This is a genomic window from Cellvibrio sp., assembly GCF_039207905.1.
Lineage (GTDB): Bacteria > Pseudomonadota > Gammaproteobacteria > Pseudomonadales > Cellvibrionaceae > Cellvibrio.
The window spans coordinates 1-15,917 of record NZ_JBCECX010000039.1; the positions used below are offsets into that span (position 1 = coordinate 1).

Sequence of the window (15,917 nt, forward strand, 5' to 3'; positions counted from 1 at the left end):
GCAGAATTGTGCCCGGGCGACACATAACCTAGTTGATTGTTGGTTCCGGCGAACACATGGTTACCCAACAGTTTTACGCCGTGCGGTGCAAGGCTCGCGGTATCAAACAACGGCAAATTAGGATTGGATTTCACATTGCGCATGTCAGTGCCCAACGCATCAACATAAGGGCCGTTAGGGTTGCGTGAACGGGAAACGCGAATGTTGTACCCGCCCGCTGCATCCAATCCACCAAAGCTGACAAACATGTAGTAGTAATTGGTTTCGGGGCTGTAAATCACATAAGCGCCTTCAATTACTGAATGATTCCCGCCCATTAAGTGTTTGCCATACCCTTGGCCACTCAGTGGGAATCCGGTGGAGGTATTTAATTCCATAATAAAAATACCACCCGAGTAAGAACCATAAATCATCCACAGGCGATTATTTTTATCAAAGAAAACTGTCGGGTCGACAACATTCGGATGCACCTGCGCGTTATAAACAGTTCCATCTTCACTGATTTGACCCCACATGCCGGAGCGTAAAATCAAACCTTGATCGGAATAGGGGCCTTCAATATTTGATGAGGATGCAATACCCAATGCCGATAAAGGCGAATCACCTTTGCAAGCGTTGTAATACATCAAGTATCGACCATTTACCTGCACAACGTCCGGTGCCCACAGTGTTGTGGTTTGTGCCCAGGACAAAGCTTCAGACAGTTCACCATTCACATTATTAAAAATTTTATTATTCGAGTTCACGCCTTCGGCTACCCGTGACCAGCGCATCAAGTCAGGTGACTTGGCAACGGAAAGATGCGAACCAAAAACATAATATTGATTATTGGCAAAAATAACCGATGGATCGTGCACCGCGATATTAGTAAAGGTTGGATTCACCAAACTGATCGGTGTTGATGGAGTATCGCAATTTGCAGCAGTAACACTTGCACCTGAAACCGTCAGGTTATCGATGTTGCTTAATCCATCGCTACCAGTCGCTTGCAAGCGAATTTTGTGTGTACCTGCATTCAGCGAAACATTTACCGTTCCGCTATTGCTCCAGGTTGTCCAGCTACTGGTTGCAGGAAACGCGAGGTTAGACGTGTGAATATTGCCGTCGATAATCACATCCGCATTGCGAGCAGTAATGGAGGCGTAACGCCATTTAAAACTATAGGTGCCGCTGGTTTTTACGTTAACTGACCACTCAACTCCTGCACCAGTGGCATTAGTCGAGTTCGCAAAACCTGCACCGCTAAATCCAGCGTTATTGCTATCAATAGTGCCTTCGACTGAGCAAAAACCGGTTTGGTTTTCCTCTATCAAAATATTTACATTATTCGATAGTGATGAACTCGAACTTGAAGGCGCAATAGATGAGCGTGAAGAAGAAATAATCGATGATGGAGTAGATGATGCAACAGAAGAGGGCGTTGTTGATGATCGAGCTGAGCTTGATGGTGCGACACTCGACGGAACAGAGCTGGATGCCGGAGTATTGCCACACAGGCTACCGGTTAATTGCGGTATTTCCGCTGCTCCGTTTGTTTCTACCTGAACACCAAATACAGCGCTTTGGCCGGGCTGTAAATTACCATTCCAGGCAACATTACTCGCAGTGTAAGGGTTACTTCCGCCAACAGTTGCATTCCATGAACTGCTCACGCGGTTATTCGCATATTGCCATCCCACATTCCAACCGTTAATCGCACTGGTTCCACTATTGGTAACCGTTATTTCTGCAATTAAACCTGCGCCCCAATTATTGGTGACTTTGTAGCTGCACGCCGCCACAGCAGCTTGATTTGCACACAGCAAACCAACGCCGAACAGCGCAGCAATTTTAAAATTAAAATGTTTCATGTTTTCCTCGCGATAAATTAAAAAAGAAGGGAGGTAACACGACCGGAGCTGCAACGCATTGACGATTCAGGTCAAGGGCAAGGCGCAACCGCACTTTGATTCCCATGCCTGTTTTTATTATCAGCAACTCTGAAATGGTTGCTGTGATGACTGAGAATGATATTGGAATATTATCTTACAAATAAAGGGTGGCTTAGGTTAACGCGGCAGATAAAACTTGAAGTGGTTTGGCTTTTTTAAGCGGAGTCTTGAATTTGATGACAAATTTTTTATCAATAAAAAGCTGCTCCCTAAATACAGAACAACCAGTGTTCCCGATGCGCTCATTTTGTTACGTGTAATATGCTGTAATATTTTTGGCACTTTAAGTCGCATAGCCTTTGTGGCCTACGTCACAGGAACGACCATCGCAGTATCAGCAGGGCAGGGATTGCACTACGGAATTTGGATAAGCCCTGACTTGGCTGCTATGGAATTATGGATATTAATAAAGCACTACTCCTTTGCCTGCTATTAATCCCCTCACTCGTATCTGCCCACGGTGGCAGAACAGATAAATTCGGCTATTTTCATTTCCATAGCAGCCTATCTGGTCAAGATCCTCTGGGGTATTCCGCTCAGAATATGATTCATGCATACCAATAATTAGGCACAAATTTTTTGTTAATTCTAAATGTTGTGACTAGCGATAGCCGATCACCTGTAAAAATGATAGAAATTAAAAGGAAAAATGTATGACAGATAGAGTCGCCGATAGCACTATCAAAGGTTTTTTATATCAATTCAATAAGTCGATTCTTGAGATAATTATGTCAGATGATGATGATCTGATTACGATTGAGGGGGTATTGGAAGATGTTGATATTCTCTCTGCCAATGGTGAGATGGAGGCTATTCAATGTAAATACCACGAAGGAATAGATAAGTTTGTACCTAGTGTAATATTTAAACCTCTCCTGCAAATGGCTGAAGCTTATGATAAGACGCCTTCATCCAATATAAAATATACAATATATATTCATATTCCTTCTTCAGTGAATGAGGTTAGAAAAATAGAAATTTCGGATTTAAATGCGGCTTTAGAAACTACAGATAAAAATCTTATAAAAATAGTTAATAGAATATCTAAAAAATTTGATAAAAATAAGTTCTTGGAAAATATAAGTTTAGTGTTTGGTCCATCCTTGGATGATCTTGAAATTGAAGTGAAAAATGCGATTGCTTCATTAAAGATAGAAGGGGGTGATGTTGATACCTTGCTGTACCCTAATTCAATAGAGAAAGTTTCGAAAATATCTAGTTTAAAAGATGAATCATTAAGAAAAATAACAAAAAAACAGCTTTTTGATTATCTTTCTTCTGCCACATACACCGCAGCATCTGTGTGGACGCTTTCACTTAAAAATAGATCTGAGATATTAAGAAAAATAAAACAACAGCTTTCTGTGTCGTTTGGTAAAAATAGTAGAGATAGATATTTTTATATTAATAAGAATGAAATTAAGGACTATTCTGAAAAAATAGTGGTTTTTATTTCAAACTATGTAGGTATGTATTATTCAAAACCTACTCATCTTAAAGTTCCAACATTTGTCATCAATGACGATTTTGAAGGTATTAAAGACCTTGAGCACCGTTTGTATAAGAAAAATATAAAAGCTAATACTGGTGTGGTTGGTAACTCTTTCGAGATTGAGTATTTTTTTAAAGAGCCAATAAGAAAAATAGTACGTAATAAAATTGTTGATATTGATTTTAATATCAGATTGCTTGCTCTGAAATCTGCCCCCGATGCTATCAATCACAAAAAAGGTGATGATTTTTATATAGTTTGCAGCAGTATTCCAATTGATATTGATTTTAATGATATAAATTTATATCAGGTTGGGACTAATAACTTTAGTGAGCTTGAATATGTAATTGGAATGAGGAATAGCCATGAGTAGAGTTGGGCACGTCTTATCTAGCGCTCCTGATAAGGTAACTATAGAAATTGGTGATCTCAAGACATTTGAAGAGAATAAAAATGATCTTCAGGTTGGAAGGTTTATAAAAATTGAAGATGGCAATCATAGTTTTGCGGTTGCCATTATAAATAATATTTCGGCTCAAAAAGTAGAGGTTGAGGAGGATGTTAAATGGACTTTTATTATGGAGGTATCTCCTGTTGGTGCGTTAATTTACAGCGATAACAAGTTCCAGTTTAAAAGAGGTATCCAAGTGTTACCTGTCCCAACAGAGATTGCGCATACGTTTGATGCAGGTGATTTATCTACCATATTTTCTGATAATGGTAATTATCGGTTTGAGATTGGAAAGTTATCAGGTAATTCAAATGTCCCATTTTTTGTTGATGGTGATAGGTTTTTTGGAAAGCATATTGGTGTGGTCGGTTCGACGGGTTCTGGAAAGTCTTGCGCGGTAGCAAGTTTGATTCAAAGTGCAGTAGGTATATCTAAAGCGAAGAATAAAAATAGAGAGGTGCAGAAAAATTCTCATGTTGTTATGTTTGATATTCATGATGAATATTCATCTGCTTTTTTAGTGCATGAAAGTGAAAATTTTAATCTAAATAGACTTGACGTAGAGAGTATAAGACTTCCTTACTGGTTGATGAATGCTGAGGAATTGGAGTCGATTTTTATTGAGGGTGGTGATCAGAGTTCGCATAATCAAATTTCACAGTTTAAACAGGCTGTTATTCTAAATAAAGAGAGACACAATAAAGGTATAGAAAAAATCACATATGATTCTCCTGTGTTTTTCAGTATTCAAGAGGTCTACAACTATATTTTCAATAAAAATAGTATGACAGTTTACGAAAAAGATTCCAAAATATACTTTGCTATATTGGGTGAGCAGATTGAGTTTAATGAAGATGAGCTTTGGGAAAAGATTAATTTCGTTCCATCAACGGGCAATTCAAAGCATAAAGAGTTTGACGCAAAGGTATCAAAGGAGGGTGGTTTTCATGGTGAATTTGACAGATTTATTTCTCGATTGGAAACAAAGCTAAGTGATAGAAGGTTAAATTTTTTACTTAATCCTACAAAAAATAATGGGGATCTATATGGAACTCATGACTTCAATGATGTTATCAAGCAGTTTCTAGGTTACATAGACAAGTCTAATGTTACAATTGTTGACTTAAGTGGTATTCCTTTCGAAGTTTTAAGTATAACTGTAAGTCTTATCTCTAGGTTAATGTTTGATTTTGCATTTCACTACTCAAAAATTATGCATGCTTCAGGGCAGACAAATGATATTCCTTTTTTGATTGTATGTGAGGAAGCGCATAACTATATTCCTAAGACGGGTGGAACTGAGTTTAAAGCTTCAAGAAAGTCTATTGAAAGAATTGCAAAAGAAGGTAGAAAGTATGGTCTTAGCTTGATGGTCGTAAGTCAGCGCCCATCCGAAGTATCTGAAACAATATTTTCACAATGCAATAATTTTCTGGCATTGAGATTAACCAATAAGGTGGATCAAAATTATATAAAAGCTTTGCTGCCTGATAGCTCCAGCAATTTGATTGACATGCTGCCCTCCTTAAATCAAGGGGAGGCATTTGTAGTTGGTGATTCGGTTATTATTCCAAGCTTAGTGCAATTACCAAGGCCGAACCCTGAGCCTAAATCTGCAAGTGTTGATGTCTTTACGGAATGGTCTGAGAATTGGAAGGACATTACATTTGAAAAAATTGTCGAACGATGGCGGAAAGAAGGGTGAGAGAAGTATATATGCGCGGAATATAAATTTAATATTCTTAGCATGTTTTTTAGATTAAATGTAATGAATAACTTCAACTACTGTTTAATTCGACAGTAGCTATCAAATATGTAAATGCGAGGGATAAAATTACATGCATGAAATCATCTGTCCACATTGTAATAAGGCATTCAAGGTTGATGAGGCGGGATATGCAGATATTGTTAAGCAGGTCCGGGATGCTGCTTTTGATCAGCAGCTTCACGAGCGACTTGAATTGGCGGAGAGGGATAAACTAAGTGCGATTGAGCTTGCGACAACTAAAGTCACCAGTGAGTTAGAAAAAGCAGCATCGGCCAAGGACTCGGAGATTAAAGAGTTAAAAGCTAAGTTGGAAGCTGGTGAGGTTAACCAAAAACTCGCTGTGACTGAGGCTTTAGGTGTGGTAGAAAAAGAGCGTGACTCTCTAGTGAATGAGCTTAATCAAACTAGGTTGGCTAAGCAGACAGAGTTGCAGCTTGCAGAAGCAAAGCTTATGAGTGAACTTCAGAAAACAGCTGCTGCAAAGGATGCAGAAATACAAGCACTAAAAACTAAACTTGATTCTATTGAGCTTACACAAAAACTTGCCATTACTAACGCAGTTAATGCGATTGAAAAAGAACGTGATGAGTTAAGAAGTGGGCTTGAGCGGGTTCAGCTTGAAAAGCAGCTTGAGGAAAAGTCGCTTAAAGACAAGTATGAAACCCAGATTAAAGACCGTGATGATGCGATTGAGCGTTTGCGTGATATGAAAGCTCGCCTTTCAACCAAGATGGTCGGCGAAACTCTTGAGCAGCATTGTGAAATTGAGTTCAACCGTATCCGAGCTACAGCATTTCCCAAAGCATATTTTGAGAAAGACAATGATGCACGAGGGGGCAGCAAAGGCGATTTCATCTTCCGGGATTTAGATGAATCTGGCACAGAGATCGTTTCAATCATGTTTGAAATGAAGAACGAAAATGACGAAACTGCTACCAAGAAAAAGAACGAAGACTTTCTTAAGGAGCTAGATAAGGACAGAAATGAAAAGCATTGTGAGTACGCCATTCTTGTTTCACTTCTGGAGCCTGAAAGTGAGCTGTACAACTCTGGTATTGTTGATGTTTCTCATCGTTTCCCGAAAATGTATGTTGTGCGCCCTCAGTTTTTCATTCCAATTATTACATTGCTTCGCAATGCAGCTCAAAACTCACTTAAATTCAAGTCAGAGCTGGCATTGGTTAAAGCTCAGAACATTGATATTACAAACTTTGAGAATGAGCTTGATGAATTCAAAACAGGCTTTGCTCGAAATTATGAATTGGCATCCAAGAAATTTAAAACTGCTATTGATGAAATCGATAAAACTATCGATCATCTGCAGAAGACAAAAGAAGCCTTGCTAGGCTCTGAAAATAATCTCCGTCTTGCTAATAATAAGGCCGATGATTTAACAGTTAAGAAGTTGACGAGAGGTAATCCAACTATGGCTGCAAAGTTTGCCGATCTCAAAAATGACAATACTTTTGGTTCTGACTAATTTTTCATCTCTAACTGGAGTTAATTACTTTCTATTAGCTCTAGTTAGATAATTGGTTCGAAAATTAAGCGGATAGAATAACAATAATGTCACATACACCAGACTTTAATCAGAAAACTGTTGATACTCTGGCGAAGAGAGCATCATATAAATGCTCTAATCCAGACTGCAGAATATCCACTGTTGGTCCAAATGCAGATCCGTCAAAGTCTACCCTTATAGGAGAGGCTGCTCATATTCATGGTGCCAGACCTCAATCAAAACGTTATGTATCTACTATGACAGATGCAGCTAGAGCTGAAATAACAAATGGAATCTGGCTCTGTAGAAATTGCCATAAATTGATTGATACAGACGATGTTACATATACCGGCAATATGCTATTTGCTTGGCGAGAATTGCATGAGAATTTTATTTTATCAGAGTTAGGAAGTGCCACAGATAAGATCATGTTGGAGCAAAAAGGTGAGTTGCTATCCGCATTTAATGGTTACCCTTCAATTATTCATCGAATTGTGCTTGATAAACCCGATGGTTGGGAATATCGGTTAGCTGCAGAACTGCTTAGGTATTTTAATGCTCCATACTTCAGAAGAATTCGGGATTTACAAGATGGGTACTATGTTAAACCTAGAGTTTACATAGAAGAGTCCAATGTATTGAATTGGATTAGTCAGCGCATGGGGGAGGCAGTAAATACTGCTAAGCCGATTGAAAAACTACTGCCTAGATTGGTCTTAAGTTTTGGAAAGCCTGGTGAGCCTGGTGACTTACAGGAAATTCATCATATTTGTAGTCTGATTAAAGACTATATTGCAGAAGCCGTTAAATATGAAGAATCCCTATACTTTTCCAGTGTCCCCGATAAAGCAAAAAGGGCGATTGAATTGCTGAAAAATTGTTTATCATCACAAGTTGAAAAACTTAAAACATTACCTATGTTCTTGGACGAATTCGTGTCGATGATGAGGACTGATCATGGTGGGACTGTGGAAAATCCAAAGGTTGTACGCAAAGAGATCAACTTTGAGTTGCCGCATGATTGGTTAAAAAAAATGGAATCAGAAATAGAAAAAATTGGTGCTTAAATTGGTGTATCTACCACGCTTAAATGTAAGTGGCTTGTTCTCGATTTAAAATCAAGGCGGTCAACAGACCGCCTTTCAAAAAATCTACTTAATCTTCCTCTCACAAAATTCTTGCATTCGATAAAACAATTCTGCCAAGCCACATACAGCTTGCGCAGGCAATTCAATATCCTGATTAAGATGACCTAACAGCGATTCGACCAAACATATTTGGTCGCGTAATTGAATATCGTTATTGCGGAGGTTTTCTTTTTGGATATCGCAGCCGATGGTTTCCAGGTGATCGCCATCGGGCGAATGAATTTCTACGCAGCTTTGTTGGTAAAACGCATTTTGAAAGGGATTTAGAGTAACGACGCAATTGGAGTCGGTGCTGGGCACCAGAGGGGTAATATTATCCATAATAGAGTCTCACAGTCTTGATTGCGAAACCGCCACCACGAGTTGAGAATCATGGAGGCGACTGAACGGGGTTCTCAACACCGGTCAAGACTAACACCGGCCCACCCGAAGGTGGCCCCGCCCAGCCGCCATAACAAAAGGCATAGCTGAACGAGGACACGAAGCGCATTACGCTCTGTGCCAGTCTTGTAGTCGGGGTTGAGAGACCCGGCAGCAGATTTTGCTGCTGCGGGGGCAGATTAGTGGAAGAGGGTGGCGCTGTCAATTTGATGAAATATGCTGCGGTTTCAATTAGTTGTGCTGTCGTCTATTCTTTGGTCAATAAAGTTTGTAAGAATCTGCTCCGAATTTGTTTGATTAAAAACGCGAGATCTAACATGCAAAAAAACTCTCTCCTGATTCTTGCCTCAATATGCAGTGGCTTCGCTGCGTTACTTCATCTTGGTTGTATTGTTTTTGGTGGTGATTGGTATCGCGCTTTTGGTGCGGGTGAGCAGATGGCGTTAATGGCGGAGGCAGGGTATGTTTATCCTACTATTGTTACTTCTATCATCGTGGCGATATTAACGGTTTGGACTCTTTATGGTTTGTCCGGCGCTGGCGTTATTAGAAAGCTACCTTTGCTGCGCACAGCGTTATGTTTGATTGCAGTAATTTACCTTCTGCGTGGAGTCGCCTTCATTCCGTTAATGCCAATGTTTCCGGAAAACTCGCTAACGTTTTGGCTGGTAAGCTCAGGTGTGTGTTTAACGTTTGGCCTGCTTTATGCCATTGGCACAAAGCAGGTGTGGGGTTATTTAAGTTAACAAAATTAGAGTAGGGCGCAGCAAGAGCAAGCAGCGCCCTTGCGATTACTTGCTTGAAAGGGTTTTTGATTTTATTTTGCGTGCTGCGAAAATACCGAGCAGGCCAGTCAAAAGAAGCGCTGGGGTTAACGGTTCGGGTACAGACACATGTTTAACGGAGAATCTGGGGAATTCGGGAATATCATTTGGATATTCGCCTTGGTAGTCTCCGTAGAATCCGGCTTCAAGATCAATAACTTCGTCAAAGCCTGATCTGCTGTAGTGTAAATTATCCACAACCAGACCCATGGAATCCGTATTGCCACCAGAGTAAATAAAAGCCCGTGCCGTAGTGCCATTTGGCAAATCGTTATTCACAAAATCAACTATTGACTTCCACTCTGAGTATATTTGCCCCTCAAATTTATATGCCAAAAACCAAAACGTGCTGTGCACAATTGTATTTGTCTCGAAAACCCCCGAAGACCTGACATTAGTTGCTACATTATTAATTCTTCTTTCTATCACCTCCAGTTCATTCATTGAATCAAAGTCGATGTCAGGAAGTGCAAAGCTGATTTCAAATTGGAACGTCTCGCCTGAATAAAGATCAAGATATAGTGGCGTGCCATCTTGAAGCTGCGACTTTTCGCCAGTCCATTTCATCACCGCTGTTTCATAAGTAAGTAACATATGCGCAGAGGCGCTTTGCACAAAAGTAAGCAGAAGCAATGCGGAAATTGCAGGTAAAAAATATTTTTTAGCTTTCATTTTTCAATCCCTAAATATTAGTGAAGAATACTTGACCTGATACAGGCAAAATCAAGCGATGCAAAGCTACCTGCTTGAGTAACAGCGTCTCTTCGCGTTGACACCTTTTGCATGGAGAGATTTTTCTTTATTTTGCGTGTAATAAAAAGACCGAGTAGGCCGGTTAAAAGAAGGACTGGAGTTAAAGGTTCGGGAACGGAAACGTGTTTAGCGAATAGTCGGCCGAAGTAGGGATATTCACTTGAGTATTCGCCGTTATATTCACCTTCATATTTTGCGTCAATATCAAGTATTCCATCGAATGGATATCTCGTGTAATGAATGTCTTCTACATGGAGCGCCATGTAATCCCATTGGCCGCGAGAATCAATTGAGGCGCTGACTTTACCATTCACCACATTCGTACCAACAATATCAAACGTTAGCCACCACTCTGTGTAGATGTTGCCATCTATCTTGAATGCCTCAAGCCAAAAACTACTACTTCCAATATCTATTGTCTCGAAGGGATACGAAGGACTAACACTAATTACAGGATTTTCAAACTGCCAAGCTCTCACTTCCATTTCTTCCAAATCAAAATCCAGATCGGGAGTGATAAAGCTAACATCAAACTGAAATTTTGTTCCCCAAAGAATGTCCATGCCGAATGAGCTACCATCTTGATGATAACTTTTTTCGCTTGCCCAATTCATTTCAGAGGTTGAATAATTAAATAAGATATGCGCCGAAGCTGTTTGTGCGAAAGCAAGCAGAAATAGTGCGGATAGCGTGGATAAAAGATATTTCTTAGTTTTCATTTTTCAATCCTTAAATTTTAGTGAACAAGCGGATACAACAGGGTAGTGACATCAGGCAGCACAGATCTGTCTGATGTCGTTGATGAAATTAACTTATTCTTTTAGTTTTTCGACGGGTAAAAGCAATCAGGCTTAATCCGGTTAGTAACAATCCAAGTGATAAGGGTTCGGATACGGAGATTTTTTCAATAGTTAATGGGCTTTCAAAGTTTGCGAAGTGAACATCCGTATTTAATATCCACTCCATATCATGTCTTCTGTAAACCCAGTTGTTCCAATAATATAAAAAATTAGCACTGCCCCAGCTAACTCCTGAGCCGTCTGGATTTAATTCAATTAAGCCGCCCACCGAAAATGATCCGCCGCTTGCTGTTCCGTTTGCCAAGGGAGCGTTATCAATAACATCAAATGTGAGGCTCCATGCAGTGTACAGCGGGAGATCGGGTGTTAGTTCAAACCGACTGTTAGTGATTAGCGGAGAAGTAAATATAGTGGAGGTGCTTATATTACTGATAACGTCATCGAAAATTAAATGCGTTGGCTCGGTAGCGGAAAATTCCGGAATAATAAAATCAACATTGAAGCTGATCGTTTGATCGATAAAGAAATCTCCGTAATAGACATAATCCTCGTCCCCAAATCGGAGTTCTTCGCTCTGCCATGTGAGGTCACCGCTATCGTAACTAACTTTTAAATAAGCAAATGCGCTGGATGCCCATGCGGTACAAAGAATACAAAGAAGATATTTGGCAAATACGGAATAGAATCCTGACACTTTCATAATCGACTCCTTCTCGCGTGTGATGAATTGGTGGCGTAAAGATCATACAACTGGTGCAAACTAACAGTCTCAATAAGTATTTAGTAGTGTCCGGTAGTTCATCTGGTAATTCGTGGGATTCAATCAAAACTATTTGGCACGCAACTCAGTATTTTGTGAGTGCTTTTATTCTTTCCATGTGTCTTTATGCGCAACCAGCATCGCTTGGTACTTCTTATTATTTTTAGCTTTCTGCCAGACCTCATAAAAAATCTCCGCACTACGGGCCTTTTCTTCATCCGGTGTGTTGGGTAAAACCTCTCTGCCGTGTGCACCACTTTGGCCTTTTTTATCATCTGGTACCGGGCCATCGTATTTTTTGCCGCTTTTGTGGTTTGCATAACGGCGGCTGCGCGTGTAACCCATTTGCAGAAATTTCCGAGCCATATCGGCGCCGATGAAATCCTCCTCTTTTACATATTCTCTAAACAGCGCATAAATTTTCTGCGCAGATTTTTCAGCGAGTTCTGGTGTTTTGAATTTCCAGTGCGGGAGTATTTCGCTTTTGTAGGGTTCGACCAACAACACACCTTGCTCGCCAATTCCTGTGCGGTAAAGCTCTGGCTGATCGCGAAGGTTCAGGTTTTTGTAATCGAGCGAATAATCAAATTTTGCGAGCGGCATATGCTATCTCTTGACTCTTGGGTGAGTGATCGCGGCCCGATACGAGTAAATATCGTCACTGGTACATCTACGTGACAAACTTTTTATCTTTTTTTGGTTAACGGCTGTCGATAAATAGACTTCCCATTCGACTAACCTTAAAAGATGGTCAGATCTGTGAGTTCTTGAGCAGTCTGATTGTCCAACGTTTTAATAAGCTATATCCATACCAACAAAGGAGATTGTCATGTCGAATCCCCAAAAAACGCCCGCGCCCTTAAAAGCCTTGCCGCCGGTGGTAAGCCAGGCGGAATGGCAAAAAGCCCATGAGGAATTGCTCGCAAAAGAAAAAGCGCTCACGCACGCAAGTGATGCATTGGCTGCTGAGCGCAGACGTCAGCCGATGGTCGCGGTCACAAAACCTTATGTGTTTACCGGCGAGCAAGGCGAGGTTGATTTACATGCGTTATTTGATGGGCGCCGCCAATTAATTATTTATCACCATATGCTCAAGCCTGCGGATGAATCACCTTGCCCGGGATGTTGCATGTTTACCGATATGGTAGGGCACCTTGCGCATTTGAATGCGCGCGACACAACGTTTGTAATAATTGCCAGCGCGCCGATTGATGAAATCGTCCAACTCAAAAAACGTATGGGTTGGGATATTCCCTGGTATTCCACTACTGACAGTTTTAATCCTGATTTTCTTGGCGAACAAAGCCACGGTATAACGGTTTTCTTACAGGACTCCGGCAATATTTATCACACCTATTTAGGTGTTGATCGCGGTATTGAACACTTGGGAAGTGTGTGGACTTTCCTTGATTTAACTCCGCTGGGACGGCAGGAAAATTGGGAGGATTCTCCCGCCGGTTGGCCGCAATCTGAACCTTATATCTGGTGGAAATTGCACGATGAATACGGTGTGAAAAAAGAGTCTGGTTGTTGTGGTTAGAAAAAATCATCTGCTGCAATAACCGCCCTTGGTTCTTTACCGCACGGTTCGCTTAATAAAAGTGGGTGTAGGGTGCAGGAAATATCCTACCTGTTGTTTCACTTTTATAACGTCATCATGCCGAGGTTTATATGGATTCGATCAACAAAAATCAAACTGAACACAACCACGAAGATTTAAACGGCGCAGCAGCAGTCGAAAAAATTAGACATATTATTGATAAAGCAGAAAGTTGTTTCTTTAGCACTGTTGTTGCGGTTGCAGGATCAAGTGGGACTCGCCCTATGGGTGTGCAACAGGTTGATGAAGAAGGAAACCTGTGGTTCCTCAGTGCGAGTGATAGCCACAAGAATCAGGAAATTGCGATTAATCCTGATGTGACTTTGTATTTCCAAGGTTCCGCACATTCTGATTTTTTAGTATTGAAAGGCACTGCTACCGCATCTCGCGATCAACAAAAAATTCAGGAATTGTGGCAGCCCATTTTTAAAACCTGGTTTACCGAAGGTGAAAATGATCCGCGTATTTCCGTTGTGAAAGTTGCACCACGTGAAGGATATTACTGGGATACCAAACACGGTTTCGCTGTTGCCGGTATTAAAATGGTGATTGGTGCGATCACGGGTAAAACGATGGATGATTCAATCGAGGGATCGGTCAGGCTTTAGGCCTGGACTCTTTCCAGATTATTTCGCCACGCATAAATAATTTTACGATGGAGGCCTGATATGGCCACGCAAGCAAAAAATACAATTTGCCTTTGGTTTGATCGTGAAGCCGAAGACGCTGCGCGTTTTTACGCCAAAACATTTCCCAATTCATCGGTAGGTGCGGTATTCCGCGCGCCGGGTGATTATCCATCCGGTAAAGAAGGCGATGTGCTGACGGTGGAATTTACCGTGTTTGGAATTCCATGCATTGGATTAAACGGCGGTGATGTCTTCAAGCAAAGCGAATCTTTTTCATTCCAGATTGCAACAGACGATCAAGCTGAGACGGATCGTTACTGGAATGCAATCGTCAACAACGGCGGCGCAGAAAGCGAATGCGGATGGTGCAAGGATAAATGGGGCGTGTCCTGGCAAATCACTCCCGTCATACTCAGCAAGGGCATCGCAGATCCTGATCCCGCTGTAGCCAAGCGCGTTTTTAACGCGATGATGACCATGAAAAAAATCGACGTCGCCAAAATTGAGGCCGCGTTGCGTGGGTGAAGGATTTGATTTTCACTGTGTGAAATTCGCGGGCTGCGCAGGAATGTTGCATATCGAACATATCACCGGGCGTTCTTAAAACACCCTAATATAAAAGCACCGTTCTGCCGTCGAACATTTTTACATCCCTGTTCTATACTTCCCCTGTTATTGATGCGGGAAGTATAAGAATGAAATATGACATTGTCGTCATTGGGGCTGGAATCCAGGGGGCTGGAGTTGCGCAAGCGGCTGCGGCTGCCGGGTATTCGGTTCTGGTGGTAGAACAAACTGCGCCAGCGGCGGGTACGTCGAGTAAGTCATCCAAGTTGATCCATGGCGGTCTGCGTTATTTGGAAACAGCCCAATTCGGTCTGGTGCGTGAAAGCCTGCATGAGCGGGCGCTGTTGTTGCGCTTGGCGCCTGAGCTGGTGAAATTACGACCGCTGCATATTCCCCTTTATGAAGATTCAACCCGTTCCCCGCTAACCATCCGTGCCGGGCTCAGCCTTTATTCGCTGTTGGCGGGTCTGAACAAAGATTCGCTGTTTACCCAGTTGGGGCGCGACAATTGGTCGTCATTGACCGGTTTGCGGCAGGATAAACTCAAAGCTGTGTTTCGCTATTACGAAGCCCAGACTGACGATGCCGCCTTGACCCGTTCGGTGTTGCAATCGGCAGTGATATTGGGGGCAGACCTGCTGATGCCAGCGCGTTTTGTTGGTGCTGAGCGCAACGGGCAGTGCTGCAAAGTGGATATCGAAACCGCCAAAGGTCATGAATCGATCAGTTGCCGTGTATTGGTTAATTGCGCGGGGCCTTGGGCTGGCGATGTTTTGGCGCGCATCACACCGGCTTTGTCATCACCGTCGATTGAGCTAGTGCAGGGCAGTCATTTGTTGCTGCCACCAGTGTTGGATCAGTATTTTTATCTGGAAGCTCCGCAGGATAAACGCGCAGTATTTGTGTTGCCGTGGGAAGGGCGTTTGTTGGTCGGTACGACTGAAAAAGTCCACAAGGATGCACCCGAAAAGGCGACATGTTCGCCGGAGGAGCGGGATTATCTGCTGGCGACCTTGCGCCACTACTTCCCGAACCTTGTGCTTCCCGAAGCAGGCGCGGTGGAAACAATGGCCGGTTTGCGTGTCTTACCCCGGAGCGACAAAAATGCCTTCGCCCGCCCGCGTGAGGTGATGTTTGCGGTGGATGATGAAGCTCGCCCACGGGTGTTATCGATTATGGGTGGTAAATTGACTACCTATCGCGCGACTGCGCAGGAGGCGATGTTGCGCCTTGCGCCGTCGCTGCCGACCAAAGAGCGGCGCGCGGATACGGCGCTGGTCAGTTTGATCCCGGTAGATTAACTCGCTACCGG

Annotated in this window: 16 protein-coding genes; 10 read left to right on the top strand and 6 right to left on the bottom strand. The window is 42.1% G+C overall.

The annotated features are described in order from the left end of the window. Positions 1 to 1,850 (bottom strand): family 43 glycosylhydrolase (locus tag AAGC78_RS18285; protein WP_435785545.1); only part of this gene is annotated, 1,850 nt, incomplete at its 3' end. Between the two features lie 217 nt (positions 1,851 to 2,067). Here AAGC78_RS18285 and AAGC78_RS18290 point away from each other — a divergent pair. The 5 genes from AAGC78_RS18290 to AAGC78_RS18310 all read left to right on the top strand — a co-directional run bounded on the left by AAGC78_RS18290 (position 2,068) and on the right by AAGC78_RS18310 (position 8,210). Then, positions 2,068 to 2,367 (top strand): hypothetical protein, encoded by a 300-nt coding sequence (locus tag AAGC78_RS18290; protein WP_435785546.1) that lies wholly within the window; start codon positions 2,068 to 2,070, stop codon positions 2,365 to 2,367. A 217-nt stretch (positions 2,368 to 2,584) separates the two neighbouring features. Beyond that, entirely contained in the window at positions 2,585 to 3,796 is a 1,212-nt protein-coding gene (locus AAGC78_RS18295) for a hypothetical protein (RefSeq protein ID WP_435785547.1), read from the top strand. Beyond that, on the top strand, positions 3,789 to 5,579 hold the full coding sequence (locus AAGC78_RS18300) for an ATP-binding protein (protein WP_435785548.1): 1,791 nt from the start codon (positions 3,789 to 3,791) through the stop codon (positions 5,577 to 5,579). Before AAGC78_RS18295 ends, AAGC78_RS18300 begins: the two co-directional genes overlap by 8 nt. Before the next feature lie 133 nt (positions 5,580 to 5,712). After that, complete coding sequence (locus AAGC78_RS18305; RefSeq protein WP_435785549.1) at positions 5,713 to 7,122, top strand: DUF2130 domain-containing protein; 1,410 nt, start codon at positions 5,713 to 5,715, stop codon at positions 7,120 to 7,122. Between the two features lie 86 nt (positions 7,123 to 7,208). Continuing rightward, positions 7,209 to 8,210, top strand: a complete 1,002-nt coding sequence (locus tag AAGC78_RS18310; RefSeq protein WP_435785550.1) for a hypothetical protein — start codon at positions 7,209 to 7,211, stop codon at positions 8,208 to 8,210. 84 nt (positions 8,211 to 8,294) lie between these two features. Here AAGC78_RS18310 and AAGC78_RS18315 read toward each other — a convergent pair whose 3' ends face one another. Then, positions 8,295 to 8,612 (bottom strand): hypothetical protein, encoded by a 318-nt coding sequence (locus AAGC78_RS18315; RefSeq protein ID WP_435785551.1) that lies wholly within the window; start codon positions 8,610 to 8,612, stop codon positions 8,295 to 8,297. A 242-nt stretch (positions 8,613 to 8,854) separates the two neighbouring features. Here AAGC78_RS18315 and AAGC78_RS18320 point away from each other — a divergent pair, with 242 nt between their 5' ends. Continuing rightward, entirely contained in the window at positions 8,855 to 9,418 is a 564-nt protein-coding gene (locus AAGC78_RS18320) for a hypothetical protein (RefSeq protein ID WP_435785552.1), read from the top strand. A gap of 45 nt (positions 9,419 to 9,463) precedes the next feature. Here the strand turns inward: AAGC78_RS18320 and AAGC78_RS18325 are convergent, their stop codons facing one another. The 4 genes from AAGC78_RS18325 to AAGC78_RS18340 all read right to left on the bottom strand — a co-directional run bounded on the left by AAGC78_RS18325 (position 9,464) and on the right by AAGC78_RS18340 (position 12,412). Further along, positions 9,464 to 10,168, bottom strand: a complete 705-nt coding sequence (locus AAGC78_RS18325; protein WP_435785553.1) for a PEP-CTERM sorting domain-containing protein — start codon at positions 10,166 to 10,168, stop codon at positions 9,464 to 9,466. 17 nt (positions 10,169 to 10,185) lie between these two features. Continuing rightward, the gene (locus AAGC78_RS18330) at positions 10,186 to 10,968 is read right to left on the bottom strand and encodes a PEP-CTERM sorting domain-containing protein (RefSeq protein WP_435785554.1); all 783 of its coding nucleotides are present in this window, start codon (positions 10,966 to 10,968) and stop codon (positions 10,186 to 10,188) included. A gap of 88 nt (positions 10,969 to 11,056) precedes the next feature. Further along, entirely contained in the window at positions 11,057 to 11,749 is a 693-nt protein-coding gene (locus tag AAGC78_RS18335; protein ID WP_435785555.1) for a PEP-CTERM sorting domain-containing protein, read from the bottom strand. Positions 11,750 to 11,914: 165 nt separating this feature from the next. Continuing rightward, a complete protein-coding gene (locus AAGC78_RS18340) occupies positions 11,915 to 12,412 on the bottom strand; it encodes a DUF4385 domain-containing protein (RefSeq protein ID WP_435785556.1) in 498 nt (165 codons plus the stop codon). A gap of 226 nt (positions 12,413 to 12,638) precedes the next feature. On the opposite strand from AAGC78_RS18340, the gene AAGC78_RS18345 reads away from it, so the two are divergent. The 4 genes from AAGC78_RS18345 (at position 12,639) to AAGC78_RS18360 (ending at position 15,906) form a co-directional block, all read left to right on the top strand. Further along, positions 12,639 to 13,349: a DUF899 domain-containing protein gene (locus AAGC78_RS18345; protein ID WP_435785557.1), complete on the top strand. Its 711-nt coding sequence runs from the start codon at positions 12,639 to 12,641 to the stop codon at positions 13,347 to 13,349. 131 nt (positions 13,350 to 13,480) lie between these two features. Next, the gene (locus AAGC78_RS18350; RefSeq protein ID WP_435785558.1) at positions 13,481 to 14,017 is read left to right on the top strand and encodes a pyridoxamine 5'-phosphate oxidase family protein; all 537 of its coding nucleotides are present in this window, start codon (positions 13,481 to 13,483) and stop codon (positions 14,015 to 14,017) included. 60 nt (positions 14,018 to 14,077) lie between these two features. Beyond that, entirely contained in the window at positions 14,078 to 14,563 is a 486-nt protein-coding gene (locus AAGC78_RS18355; protein WP_435785559.1) for a VOC family protein, read from the top strand. A gap of 170 nt (positions 14,564 to 14,733) precedes the next feature. Continuing rightward, positions 14,734 to 15,906 (top strand): glycerol-3-phosphate dehydrogenase/oxidase, encoded by a 1,173-nt coding sequence (locus AAGC78_RS18360; protein ID WP_435785560.1) that lies wholly within the window; start codon positions 14,734 to 14,736, stop codon positions 15,904 to 15,906. Positions 15,907 to 15,917 lie beyond the last annotated feature (11 nt).